Below are 11822 nucleotides of genomic sequence, written 5' to 3'. Positions count from 1 at the left end.
TGGGACCGATCGGCGAGAGCATGGGCACCGACGGGGATGGTGGAAGCGACGGCGCCGTACGCCGGCGTCAATCCGCGACGTGAGATCGCTCTCATCCTGCCCCCGAAGGAACGACGACCATGAAGATACCGCGCAAACTCGGCCTGTCCTTTCTGGCGATCAACGCGTCCGCCGCGGTCGTGATGCTGGTGTTCCTCGCCAACATCCTGTCGATCCAGCGCTCGACCGAGCGCAACAACGTCAGCCAGACGATCTACGCCAAGGCGCTGACGCTGGAGACGTCGATGCTGCGGCAGAACAGCCAGTTCCGCGGTTTCCTCGTCACCGGCGACCCCAGCTACCTCAAATCCTACGAAGAGGGGCGCAAGGAGTTCGACGACACCGCCGTCGATCTCCAGCGGCTGCTTTCCGACCCGGTCAAGCTGGATCAGGTGCGCAGCGCCAATCGCGAGGCGCTCGCCTGGCGGCGCGACTGGGGCGACCGGCTGATCGGCTGGGTCAAGGCCGGCCGTCGCGAGGAGGCGGAGGCCGCGGTCCGGGCCGCCGGCGACAAGGTGCTGGTCAGCAAGGTCGCGCTGCCGCTGCGCGACCTGCGCAAGGCCGAGACCGAGGAAATGGAGCAGAACGCCGCCAGTCAGGATGGCGCGATCCGCACCGCGCTGATCACGCTGGTGATCGGCGGCATCGCCCTGATCGGGATCGCCATCACGCTCGCGATGATGCTGAGCCGCCAGCTCGCCCGGCCGATCACCGCGCTGACCGAGGCGATGGCCGACCTCGCCAGGGGGCGTCACGACATCGCGATCACCGCGACCGAGCGGACCGACGAACTCGGCGACATGGCGCGGGCGGTGACCGTCTTCCGCGACGCCGCCAGGGCCAAGCTCGCCGACGACCGCGACCGCGATGCGGCACGCGAGACGATCGGCGTGGCGCTGCATCGTCTGGCGGAGGCCGATCTCACCGTCCGCATCACCGACGTGCCCGAGGCCTTCCAGAGCCTGTCGCGCGACTTCAACGGCGCCACCTCGAGCCTGTCGCGCGTGCTCGGCGAGGTGCGCGGCGGCGTGCTGGCGATCACGCACAATTCCGAGGAGATCAGCCGCGCGACGCTCGATCTGTCGCAGCGCACCGAACAGCAGGCGGCGGCGATCGAGCAATCCGCGGCGGCGCTCGACGAGGTCACCAAGTCGATCCGCGAGGGCGCCGGCGCGGCGATCGGCGCGAGCGGCTCGATGACCGAGACGCGCGGCGAGGCCGAGCGCGGCGGCGCGGTCGTCAAGGTGGCGATCGGCGCGATGCAGGGCATCGAGAAGGCGAGCAAGGAGATCGCCGAGATCATCAGCCTGATCGACGGCATCGCCTTCCAGACCAATCTCCTCGCCCTCAACGCAGGCGTCGAGGCGGCGCGCGCGGGCGATGCGGGCCGCGGCTTCGCCGTCGTCGCGCAGGAGGTGCGCGCGCTCGCCCAGCGCTCGGCCAACGCCGCCACCGAGGTGAAGAACAAGGTGACCTCCGCCTCCGTCCATATCCGCACCGGCGTCGATCTGGTCGATCAGACCGGTCAGGCGCTGGCGCGGATCATCGAGCGCGTCGGCACGGTCAGCGTCGCGATCGACGCGATCGCGACCTCCTCCGATCAGCAGGCCAAGAGCCTCGGCCAGATCAACGTCGCGATCAGCGAGATGGACACGATGACGCAGGAGAATGCCGCGATGGTCGAGGAGACCTCGGCGGCGGCGCGGCGGCTGGCGGAGGAGGCGGACCACCTCAACCAGTCGGTCGGCGCCTTCGTCATCGATCATGAACCGGCGCTCGCGGCACCGCCGCCGCCGCCGGTGCGGGTTCTAACCCCGTCGAAGCCCAAGGTCGGTCGCCTGCCCAAGGCGCCCTCGCGCCCGCGCCTCGTCGCCAATGGCGATTGGGATACGTTTTGACCGTCCTGACCGGGATGATCGCCACGTCTGACGACGCCGCCGACCGCGGGCCGCTGCGACGGCAGGCCGCCGCGGTCCGCGAGATGGGATCGAGCTTCGTCGCCACCGTACTGGAGGCGGCGGAGCGCCAATTGCATCAGGCGCCGCGCACCGCCGCGCTGATCGCCGCCTGGCCGCGCGACGTCGCCGCCGACGCGTTGGCGATGCGCTTCAACGCCGCGCTTCATGCGGTCGCGCGCGGCGAAACGCTGCCCGCGCTCGCCGCGCTGTACCGCGATCAGGCGGGCGACTTCGATCGCGTCATCGGCGAGGCGCTGGCGGTGGCGGACGACGTCATCGTCGAATGGATGCGCGACCCGCCGCAGACCAACGAGGTCGGGCGCACCGCGGCGATCATGGCGGCGCTGATGGTCGCGCGCGCGCATCACGACATGCCCTGCGAGCTGCGCGAACTCGGCGCCAGCGCGGGACTCAACCTCAATCTCGATCGCTATGTCTACGACCTCGGCGGCCGCACCGTCGGCCTGGCGGGATCGCCGGTGCGCGTCGCGCCGGCGTGGCGCGGCGCGCCGCCGCCGGTCCGCCCGGTCGAGATCGTCTCGGCATGCGGCGTCGACCTGCGCCCGGTCGACGTCGGTGATGCCGCCGCCCGCGCGCGGTTGATGGCCTATATCTGGGCGGACCAGCACGATCGCGCCGCGCGGCTCGCCGCCGCGCTGGCGATCGCCCGCGAACGGCCGCCGCAGGTCGATGCGGGCGACATCGCACTCTGGCTGCCCGACCAGCTCGCCCGGCCGCAGCCGGAGGGGCGCTGCCGGATCATCGTCCATTCGATGGCGCTGCAATATCTCGATCCGGTCCGCCGCCAGACCGTCGAGGCGGCGTTCCGCGACGCGGGCGCACGCGCCACCGCGACGCGCCCGCTCGCCCGCATCGGCTTCGAATGGACCACGCCCCGCGATGCCGTCCATTTGTCGCTGACCGTCTGGCCGGACGGCGCCACGCATCATCTCGGCACCTGCCACGCTTATGGCGCGTGGATCGACTGGCACGGCCCGACCGACTGAGCGTCGCTATTTCTCGACGCATCGCTGAGCCGCACGCGCGACTGGTGCGTTCGACGCAGCGATGCCAAGGAGGATGCCGCGCGTGATCGATCTTGCCGATTTCGAAAAGACCAAGCCCTATAAGGGCCATTACAAGCGCGATCTCGCCGCGTTGCAGGACCGGCTGGAGCGCATCCTCGTCGCGCATATCGTCCACGACCGCCGCGCCGTCGTGATGTTCGAGGGCTGGGACGCGGCGGGGAAGGGCGGCATCATCCAGCGCCTCACCGCCGACTGGGACCCGCGTCACTTCGCCGTCCACCCGATCGCCGCGCCGACCGACGAGGAAAAGGCGCACGACTTCCTGTGGCGTTTCGGCCGCGCGCTGCCCGCGCCCGGCGACATCGCGATCTTCGACCGCAGCTGGTACGGCCGCGTCCTCGTCGAGCGCGTCGAGGGCTATGCCAGCGAGGCCGAGTGGCATCGCGCCTATGAGGAGATCAACGCCTTCGAGGCCGATCTGATCGCCGGCGGCACCACGCTGATCAAGCTGTTCGTCCACGTCTCTCAGGCCGAGCAGGATCGCCGGCTCGAAGACCGGCTCGACGACCCATGGAAGCGCTGGAAGACCGGCCTCGACGACTATCGCAACCGCGCCCGCCGCGCCGACTATCTGGCGGCGATGCACGACATGTTCGCGCGCACCGACACCGGCGGCGCGCCGTGGACGGTGATCAACGGCAACGACAAGAAGGCCGCACGCATCCACGCCCTCACCGCGATCGCCGACCATCTCGAGGCGAACGTCGACATGACCCCGCCGGCGCTCGACCCGGAGGTGGAGCGCGTCGCACGGGCGGCACTGGGCCTCGACTGACGGTTAGAAGCTTGCCTCGTCATAAACGCGCGACAGGTCGCCCGCCCATTCGCCGTGATAGCGGTCGAGCAGCACTTGCGCGGGCACCTTGCCCGATCGCACCACCTCGCGCAGCGGGTCGAGGAAGCCGGTCTCGTTGTCACCCATGCCGTTGCCACGGCCCCGCGCGGCGAGACCGGCGTGGGCGATGTCGAGCACCTGCCCGGCGATATCCCCGAGCCGCCCGCCACCCGGCAGCGGCGCGTCGAGTGCCAGCTTCGGCACCGCCGAACGCAGCGCCTCGCGATCCTCCATCGACCAGTCCTTGACGAGGTCCCACGCCGCGTCCAGCGCTTGGTTGTCGTAGAGCAGCCCGACCCAGAAGGCGGGAAGCGCGCAGATCTTGTTCCACGGCCCGCCATCGGCGCCGCGCATCTCGAGGAAGGTCTTGAGCCGCACCTCGGGGAAGGCGGTCGACAGGTGGTCGTTCCAGTCGTCGATGCTCGGCTTCTCGCCGGGCAGGACGCTGAGTTCGCCCTTGAGAAAGTCGCGGAACGACAGGCCCGCGGCGTCGATATAGCGGCCGTCGCGATAGACGAAGTACATCGGCACATCGAGCATATAGTCGGCGTAGCGTTCGTAGCCGAAGCCGTCCTCGGACACGAACGGCAGCATGCCGGTGCGCGCCGGATCGGTGTCCGACCAGATATGGCTGCGATACGACAGGAAGCCGTTGGGCTTGCCCTCGGTGAACGGCGAATTGGCGAACAGCGCGGTCGCCATCGGCTGCAACGCAAGCCCGACGCGGAACTTCTTCACCATGTCGGCTTCCGAAGCGTAGTCGAGGTTGACCTGGATCGTGCAGGTGCGCAGCATCATATCGAGCCCCATGCTGCCGACCCGCGGCATATGTCTCAGCATGATCGCATAGCGGCCCTTGGGCATGATCGGCAGCTCGTCGCGGCGCTTGTCCGGCCACATGCCGAGCCCGAGGAAGCCGATGCCGAGCTTCTCGCCCGCCGCCTTCACCTGCTCCAGATGCCGCCCCGTCTCGGCGCAGGTCTGGTGCAGATTGTCGAGCGGCGCGCCCGACAGTTCGAACTGCCCCGCCGGCTCGAGGCTGACGCTGCCGTCGGCGCCGTTAAGCGCGATGATCTTGCCGCCTTCCTCGACCGGCTGCCAGCCATATTGCTGGAGCTCGTTGAGCAGGTCGCGGATGCCGCCCGGCTCGTCCCAGCTCGGCGCGGCATGATCGCTCTGGCGATAGACGAATTTCTCGTGTTCGGTGCCGATCCGCCAGCGGTCGGCGGGCTTCTCGCCACGCGCGAAATGCGCGATCAGCTGGTCGCGCGACTCGATGATGGGCGAGGTCGTGGCGCTCTCGGTCTTGGTCGTCATGATCGCGCCCTTACGCGGGGATGAACGGCGGCGCCAGTCAGTCTTCCTGCCAGTCCCCGCAAGCCGCCATCCACAGCGAAACCGCCGCCGCCGCCGCGGTATCCGCGCGCAGGATGCGCGGGCCGAGGCCGATCCCCACCGCCTGCGGCAACGCACGGATCGCGGCGCGTTCCTCCTCGGTGAAGCCGCCCTCCGGCCCGATCAGGATCGCCGCCGGCCCGCGCCGCGCGCGCATCGCCGCGAAGGCGGGCAGCCCGCCGGTCTCGTCGGCGAAGAACAGCGTCCGCTCCGCCGGCCAGTCGCGCAGCAGCGCCGCCAGCTTCACCGACTCGGCGAGCACGGGCAAAGCGGTCCGCGCGCATTGCTCCGCCGCCTCGATCATATGACTGCGCAGCCGGTCGAGCTTGGGCCGGTCGACGATCGTCCGCTGCGTCACCACCGGCACCAGCCGGTCGACGCCCAGTTCGCACGCTTTCTCGACCAGCCAGTCGATCCGCCCCTTCTTGAGCGGCGCCGCGCACAGCCACAGGTCAGGCACCGGCTCACGCGGCCGCAACCGTGTCGACACGTCGACAATCAGCTCGCGCTTGCCGACGCTGGCGGCGGTGGCGAGCCATTCGCCGGTGATGTCGTCGAACACTTTCACCGGATCGCCCGGCGCCATCCGCATCACCGCGACGAGATAATGCGCCGCCGGCCCGTCGATACGCAGCGGCCCCGGCGCCAGCTCGGTCTCGACGAACAGCCGCGGCGTCGATTGCGGCGGCCAGGCAGGGGTGGCGGTCATGATCCTCTTTTGCGGCGTTGCCGCGCCCATAATTTGCGTGCGACGATCCAGGCCAGCAACGCCGCCGCCGCCACCGCGACGACGGCGACGGTAATCACGCCGGCGACGCGCAGGATCGCCCAGAAGAGCGCCTCCACGAACCGTCCCACCGCTACCGACAACCCGATCATCCATCGCGATTGCCGCAAGTCCGCCGCGATAGCGAGGCAAAAGCACGCCCATGCCCTTGCCCGCGGCGGCGATTGCACGGCAAAGGCGGGCCATGTCAGCCGAGATCGTCCCCGACAGCGAACACCGCGGCCTCGTCGGCCGCCTCCCGCCGACCGCGCGCGGCCTCGCGCTGCTCGCCCGGCTCGACCGGCCGATCGGCTGGTGGCTGCTGTTCTGGCCGGGGGCGTGGGCGGTGGCGCTCGCCGGCGGCACGCTGACGCGCTGGCCGCTGATCCTGTGGATCCTCGCCGGCAGCATCGCGATGCGCGGGGCGGGGTGCGTCTACAACGACATCGTCGACCGCGACCTCGACGCACAGGTCGCGCGCACGCGTGCGCGGCCCATCCCGAGCGGTCTCGTCTCGCTCAAGCTCGCCTGGGTCTGGCTGCTCGTCCTCTGCCTGATCGGCCTCGTCGTCCTCGTCCAGCTCCGCCCGCTCGCCGGCGGCGTCGCGCTGGCCAGCCTCGCCCCGGTCGCCGCTTATCCATTCATGAAGCGGATCACCTGGTGGCCGCAGGCGTGGCTCGGCCTCGTCTTCTCCTGGGCGGCGCTGGTCGGCTGGAGCGAGGTCGCCGGCGACCTGTCGCTGCCGATGTGGCTGCTCTACGCCGGCTGCATCGCCTGGACGATCGGCTACGACACGATCTACGCGCTGCAGGACCGCGAGGACGACGCGCTGATCGGCGTCCGCTCGTCGGCGCTGCGCATGGGCGCGCACGTCAGGGGCGGCACCGCACTCTTCTACGCGCTGGCACTCGCCTGCTGGGCGGCGGCGATCTGGCGCGTCCGGCCGGACCCGGTCGCCTTGCTCGCGCTGCTCCCGGTCGCCGCGCATCTCCTCTGGCAGGTCGCGACGCTCCGCCCCGACGACGGCGGCAATGCGCTCGCCCGCTTCCGCAGCAACCGCTTCGCCGGCCTGCTGATGTTCCTCGCCTGCGTCGTCGTGGGGACATCGGCGGCGGGATGATGGGGGGCACCTAGGCCCCGGAAGTCCCGGTTCGAAAGAAATCCACAACAGCACGAAGCGGTGGCGCTAGGTGGCGCCGGCTCGTGTAATAAAGGAAGAACAAGGCCGGTGGATGATACCAATCCTCCAGCACCGTCGTGAGTGCTCCAGCATTGATCGCCTCCCGCGCATAGTCTTCGTAAACATAGGCGAGGCCCGCGCCGTCGATCGCCGCACGCACCATTACGGCGTCGTCATCGGTTGTCAGATTGCCGTCGACGGCGATCGTGACGGCGTGCCCGTTTTTTTCGAACTGCCATTGATACAGGTTCCCGCCGGTAAATCGCCGTTTGATGCACCGGTGCCCGATGAGGTCTTGTGGCATCTCCGGCGACGCGCATGATGCCAGATAGGCGGACGATCCGACAACGACGAACCGCTGCGGCGGCCCGACCGGCACCGCGATCATGTCCGCAGCGAGGCTTTCGCCAAACCGCACCCCCGCGTCGAAGCTTTCGCGCACGATGTCGATCAGCCGGTCGTCGGATACGATCTCCAGTTGTACGCGAGGATAGCGGGCCGCGAACGCGCCGAGCCGGGGTGCGAAGATGAGCCGCGCTGCTGGAGGCGGCACGTTGAGGCGGACTAGTCCGACCGGCACGTCCTGATGATCGCGCAGATCGGCCAAGGCCTCATTGATCGATTGCATCGCCGGTTCCAGTCGGTCGAGCAGGCGGACACCGGCCTCGGTCGGCATGACGCTGCGCGTCGTACGGTTGAGGAGCCGCACCCCCAGTCGTTCTTCGAGCGCGCGGATCGCATGGCTTATCGCCGACGCGGAAACTCGCCGTTCCACGGCAGCGCGGCGGAAGCTGCGATGTCTCGCAACCGCGGCGAAGGTGGCAAGATCCTGAAGGTCCGGTGGCATTGTTGAATCTCGCTCATCACTGCATCGAGAAAAGCTCGTCTAATCCGCACGCCATCATCCTGCGATAGACGATTCGTCAGCAGGAGCCTCGTCATGAAGTTGCGTCGTCTCGGATCGTCCGATCTCCTCATTTCGCCGCTGGGCCTCGGAACGTGGGCAATCGCCGGCCCGGACTGGGAATTCGGCTGGGGCGCGCAAGACGATGCCGAGAGCATCGCCACACTTGAGCGTGCTGTGGAACGGGGGCTCAACTGGATCGATACGGCGGCCGTTTATGGCCTGGGTCATGCCGAGGTCGTGGTCGGGCAGATGCTCAAAGCGATGGACGCGGCCAAGCGGCCGATGATCTTCACCAAGGGCAGTCTGATATGGGACGAGACAACGCGAGCGATATCCCACTCACTCGATCCGATGTCCCTGACCCGCGAGGTCGAGGCGAGCTTGCGACGCCTCGGGGTGGAGACCATCGATCTCTATCAAATCCACTGGCCGGCTTTTTCCTCCGACGATCCTGACGACGGTATCGAGGCCGCGGTTGACGCATTGGCCACCCTGCAGCGCGCCGGTAAGATCCGTGCGATCGGCGTCTCGAATTTCGACGTCGCCCAATTACGCCGTGCCCTCGCGATCGCGCCCATAGTTGCGCTGCAGCCGCCCTATTCGGCGATCATGCGCGACGTGGAGGATAATATCCTCCCGTTCTGCGAACAGGCTGGAGTTGGTGTCATCCCATATTCGACGCTGCAATCCGGACTGCTCTCCGGCAGCATGACACCGGTGCGCATCGCGGCACTGCCCGATGATGACTGGCGCAAGACGCGCGGGGCCGACTTTCGGGAACCTCGGTTAAGCCGCAATCTAGCGTTGGTCGATGGCATGCGCACCATCGGCGAGCGACATGGCGTCAGTCCGGCCGTCGTCGCCGTCGCATGGGTTCTCCGTCAGTCCGCTGTCACCGGAGCGATCGTCGGTGCTCGCCGGCCGACGCAGGTCGACGCGCTGATGCCCGCCGCCACGTTCCGGTTGAGCGCGGCCGAAATCGACGAGATCGCATTGCTGTTGCCGGAGGGTTCGGGTGCCAATGTCCCGGATCGCGCTGGGTAACAACTTGAAGCGGTTCGACCTGCTGAATGAGGACGATTCGCTGCAAAGATGGGTTTCACAAAGGCATGGAGGTGTCCGATCCTCGGGAGGCGCAGTCCTTCCGTGACGAGACGAGATTTCCACGGAACCACGGATGCAACGGCGCCAGCATCTCCGTACCTCTGCGAATCCGTGGCATCCCGATACGGAATGTCGACCTACGGTAGGCTTGACCCCGCATGCCCCGCTATGTCCTACACGGCGATGGCACCGTATACTGCCGGCCATGTCGCACCCGTTCTTCTCCCATCATCGCAAAAACGGAAACGATGGGGCCGGATCGTTTCCGTTAAGGTGTCCATCTTGTCCACGTTGCCTTAATTCGCCACAATTGCGGGGCCTAGCATCCCGCCGGCTGGCCCCCTAAGTCGGAACGATGCTGACCCCCGATCAGGCGCGCGATCGCGCCGCCGATATCGTCGCCCGTGCCGTCCGTGCCGGAGCCGACGCCGCCGATGCCGTCTTCGCCGCCGACGCCTCGCTCGACCTCTCCGTCCGCCTCGGCGCGCTGGAGGATGTCGGCCGCTCGGAAAGCGAGGAACTCGGCCTGCGCGTCTTCGTCGGCCAGCGGTCGGCGAGCGTCTCCACCTCCGATCTGTCGACCGACGCGACCAATGCGCTGGTCGACCGCGCCGTCGCGATGGCACGCGAGGCGCCCGAGGATCGCTGGGCCGGGCTCGCGCCGCAGGACCGGCTGATGCATGGCGCGCCGCCGCTGCTCGACCTTGCCGACGGCGACGAGCCGACCCCGGCCGAATTGCGCGAATGGGCGCTGGCGGCGGAAGATGCCGCCCGCGCGGTGCCCGGCGTCACCAACAGCGAGGGCGGCGGTGCGAGCGCGTCGCGCTCGATCTGGGCATTGGCGACCAGCCACGGCTTCGCCGGCGCCTATGCCGCGACCGCCTACAGCCTGTCGGCGAGCGTGCTGGCCGGCGATGCCGCGACCGGCATGGAACGCGATTATGCGCACCACGCCGCCCGCAAGCGCGCGCATCTCGACAGCCCCGACGCGATCGGCCGCCGCGCCGGCGAACGCGCCGTCGCGCGCCGCAACCCGGGCCGCGTCGCGAGCGGGCCGATGCCGGTGGTGTTCGACCCGCGCGTCGGCTCGTCGCTGCTCAGCCATCTCACCGGCGCGATCTCCGGACAGGCGATCGCGCGCAAGACCAGCTTCCTGCTCGACGCGCTCGGCACGCAGGTGTTCGCCGGCGGCGTGTCGATCTGCGACGATCCCCATCGCCCGCACGGGCTGCGCTCGCGGCCGTTCGACGGCGAGGGGCTGCCGGTGTCGCCGGTCGCGATCGTCGAGAACGGCATGCTGGAGACCTGGCTGCTCGACAGCGGGTCGGCGCGGCAATTGGGGCTGGAGCCGACCGGCCATGCCGCGCGCGGCGTCGGCGGCGGTCCCGGCGTGTCGCCGAGCAACCTCTATATGGCCGCCGGCATCGTGCCCGTCGCGACGCTGATCGCCGACATCGCCGATGGCGTCTACGTCACCGAGCTGATCGGGCAGGGCATCAACGGCGTCACCGGCGATTACAGCCGCGGCGCCGCCGGCTTTCGCATCGTCGGCGGGCAGATCGCCGGCCCGGTCGCGGAGTTCACCGTGGCCGGCAATCTCAAGGACATGTTCCTTGCGCTCACCCCCGCGAACGATCTCGAATTCCGTCACGGCATCAACGTGCCGACGGTGCGGGTCGACGGCATGACGGTCGCGAGTGGCTGAGGCGATCGCCGACCTGACCGCCGCGGTGGTCGCGGTGACGCGCGAGGCGGCGGCGATGGCGTTCGCCCGCTGGCAGACCGATTTCGCGCGCTGGGAGAAGACCCCGGGCAGTCCGGTGTGCGAGGTCGATCTCGATGTCGACCGGATGCTGCGCGCCCGGCTCGCCGGGCTGCTGCCCGATGCCGGCTGGCTGTCGGAAGAGACGGTCGACAGTCCCGACCGGCTCCGGCGGTCGCGCGTCTGGGTGGTCGATCCGATCGACGGCACCCGCGACTATATCCGCGGCCGGCCGGGCTGGGCGGTGTCGGTGGCGCTGGTCGATGACGGCGAGGTGGTGCTCGGCGTGCTCGACGCCCCGGCGCGCGACGAGCGCTGGCATGCGACGCGGGGGCAGGGGGCGTGGCGCAACGACGTGGCGCTCCACGCCGGCGACCGCAACGTGCTGGCGGGGGCGCGCGTGCCGACCGATGCGCTCCCCAAGATCGACCGGCATCTCACCGCGGTCCACAAGCCCAATTCGATCGCCCTGCGGATGGCGATGGTCGCCGCCGACGAGGCCGATCTGCTGACCACGCTGCGCTGGGGCAACGAATGGGACATCGCCGCCGCCGCGCTGATCGCCGCGGAGGCGGGCGCGACGGTCAGCGACGCTCTGGGCGCGCCGCTCCGCTACAACAAGCCCGATCCCACCGCATTCGGCGTGATGGTCGCCGCGCCGGGCATCCATGCCGAGGCCCTGGCCTGGCTGGCGGATCGCGCCCACGCCGCATTCGGCCACTGAGCCGTGCCGTTCCAATTGGTTGATCGGCCAACGGAACATGCAACGCCTGCGTAACGTTTTATTC

11 protein-coding genes are annotated in these 11822 nt (G+C 69.1%); 7 read left to right on the top strand and 4 right to left on the bottom strand.

Going from position 1 to position 11822, the window contains the following annotated elements; genetic code table 11:
* The first annotated feature begins 119 nt into the window (after window positions 1-119).
* The 3 genes from MC45_RS03295 to MC45_RS03285 all read left to right on the top strand — a co-directional run bounded on the left by MC45_RS03295 (window position 120) and on the right by MC45_RS03285 (window position 3860).
* Entirely contained in the window at window positions 120-1937 is a 1818-nt protein-coding gene (locus tag MC45_RS03295) for a HAMP domain-containing methyl-accepting chemotaxis protein (RefSeq protein WP_038659471.1), read from the top strand.
* A complete protein-coding gene (locus MC45_RS03290) occupies window positions 1934-3004 on the top strand; it encodes a DUF2332 domain-containing protein (RefSeq protein ID WP_245640828.1) in 1071 nt (356 codons plus the stop codon). The genes MC45_RS03295 and MC45_RS03290 overlap by 4 nt, the downstream gene beginning before the upstream one ends.
* A 73-nt stretch (window positions 3005-3077) precedes the next feature.
* Window positions 3078-3860, top strand: coding sequence for a polyphosphate kinase 2 family protein (locus tag MC45_RS03285; RefSeq protein ID WP_038659468.1), 783 nt, complete (start codon window positions 3078-3080; stop codon window positions 3858-3860).
* Between the two features lie 3 nt (window positions 3861-3863).
* Here MC45_RS03285 and MC45_RS03280 read toward each other — a convergent pair whose 3' ends face one another.
* From MC45_RS03280 to MC45_RS19490, 3 genes are read right to left on the bottom strand one after another with little or no spacing between them, the layout of a single operon-like run.
* Window positions 3864-5237 (bottom strand): glutamate--cysteine ligase, encoded by a 1374-nt coding sequence (locus MC45_RS03280; protein ID WP_038659465.1) that lies wholly within the window; start codon window positions 5235-5237, stop codon window positions 3864-3866.
* Window positions 5238-5274: 37 nt separating this feature from the next.
* Entirely contained in the window at window positions 5275-6024 is a 750-nt protein-coding gene (locus MC45_RS03275; RefSeq protein WP_038659462.1) for a 16S rRNA (uracil(1498)-N(3))-methyltransferase, read from the bottom strand.
* Window positions 6021-6194, bottom strand: coding sequence for a hypothetical protein (locus tag MC45_RS19490; protein ID WP_169742517.1), 174 nt, complete (start codon window positions 6192-6194; stop codon window positions 6021-6023). Before MC45_RS19490 ends, MC45_RS03275 begins: the two co-directional genes overlap by 4 nt.
* A gap of 92 nt (window positions 6195-6286) precedes the next feature.
* Here MC45_RS19490 and ubiA point away from each other — a divergent pair, with 92 nt between their 5' ends.
* Window positions 6287-7201, top strand: a complete 915-nt coding sequence (gene ubiA, locus MC45_RS03265) for a 4-hydroxybenzoate octaprenyltransferase (protein WP_038659459.1) — start codon at window positions 6287-6289, stop codon at window positions 7199-7201.
* 10 nt (window positions 7202-7211) lie between these two features.
* Here ubiA and MC45_RS03260 read toward each other — a convergent pair whose 3' ends face one another.
* Complete coding sequence (locus MC45_RS03260; RefSeq protein ID WP_038659456.1) at window positions 7212-8108, bottom strand: LysR family transcriptional regulator; 897 nt, start codon at window positions 8106-8108, stop codon at window positions 7212-7214.
* Between the two features lie 93 nt (window positions 8109-8201).
* On the opposite strand from MC45_RS03260, the gene MC45_RS03255 reads away from it, so the two are divergent.
* The 3 genes from MC45_RS03255 (at window position 8202) to MC45_RS03245 (ending at window position 11758) form a co-directional block, all read left to right on the top strand.
* Window positions 8202-9212: an aldo/keto reductase gene (locus MC45_RS03255; RefSeq protein ID WP_038659453.1), complete on the top strand. Its 1011-nt coding sequence runs from the start codon at window positions 8202-8204 to the stop codon at window positions 9210-9212.
* 415 nt (window positions 9213-9627) lie between these two features.
* Entirely contained in the window at window positions 9628-10977 is a 1350-nt protein-coding gene (locus MC45_RS03250) for a TldD/PmbA family protein (RefSeq protein ID WP_038659449.1), read from the top strand.
* Window positions 10970-11758 carry a 3'(2'),5'-bisphosphate nucleotidase CysQ gene (locus tag MC45_RS03245; protein WP_038659446.1) on the top strand — a complete coding sequence of 263 codons (789 nt, stop codon included), beginning with the start codon at window positions 10970-10972 and terminating at the stop codon, window positions 11756-11758. Before MC45_RS03250 ends, MC45_RS03245 begins: the two co-directional genes overlap by 8 nt.
* The last annotated feature ends 64 nt before the right edge of the window (window positions 11759-11822 follow it).

The sequence above is a fragment of the Sphingomonas taxi genome, from assembly GCF_000764535.1.
GTDB lineage: Bacteria > Pseudomonadota > Alphaproteobacteria > Sphingomonadales > Sphingomonadaceae > Sphingomonas > Sphingomonas taxi.
Note: the sequence above shows the minus strand (reverse complement) of the source record. Positions and strands in the feature narration are given on the sequence as shown.

What these genes read in the sequence shown, in the direction of transcription:
- MC45_RS03295 (WP_038659471.1), top strand. Translation starts at nt 120, where the DNA reads ATGAAGATACCGCGCAAACTCGGCCTGTCCTTTCTGGCGATCAACGCG.
- MC45_RS03285 (WP_038659468.1), top strand. Translation starts at nt 3,078, where the DNA reads ATGCCGCGCGTGATCGATCTTGCCGATTTCGAAAAGACCAAGCCCTAT.
- MC45_RS03280 (WP_038659465.1), bottom strand. Translation starts at nt 5,237, where the DNA reads ATGACGACCAAGACCGAGAGCGCCACGACCTCGCCCATCATCGAGTCG.
- MC45_RS03275 (WP_038659462.1), bottom strand. Translation starts at nt 6,024, where the DNA reads ATGACCGCCACCCCTGCCTGGCCGCCGCAATCGACGCCGCGGCTGTTC.
- MC45_RS19490 (WP_169742517.1), bottom strand. Translation starts at nt 6,194, where the DNA reads ATGATCGGGTTGTCGGTAGCGGTGGGACGGTTCGTGGAGGCGCTCTTC.
- ubiA (WP_038659459.1), top strand. Translation starts at nt 6,287, where the DNA reads ATGTCAGCCGAGATCGTCCCCGACAGCGAACACCGCGGCCTCGTCGGC.
- MC45_RS03260 (WP_038659456.1), bottom strand. Translation starts at nt 8,108, where the DNA reads ATGCCACCGGACCTTCAGGATCTTGCCACCTTCGCCGCGGTTGCGAGA.
- MC45_RS03255 (WP_038659453.1), top strand. Translation starts at nt 8,202, where the DNA reads ATGAAGTTGCGTCGTCTCGGATCGTCCGATCTCCTCATTTCGCCGCTG.
- MC45_RS03250 (WP_038659449.1), top strand. Translation starts at nt 9,628, where the DNA reads ATGCTGACCCCCGATCAGGCGCGCGATCGCGCCGCCGATATCGTCGCC.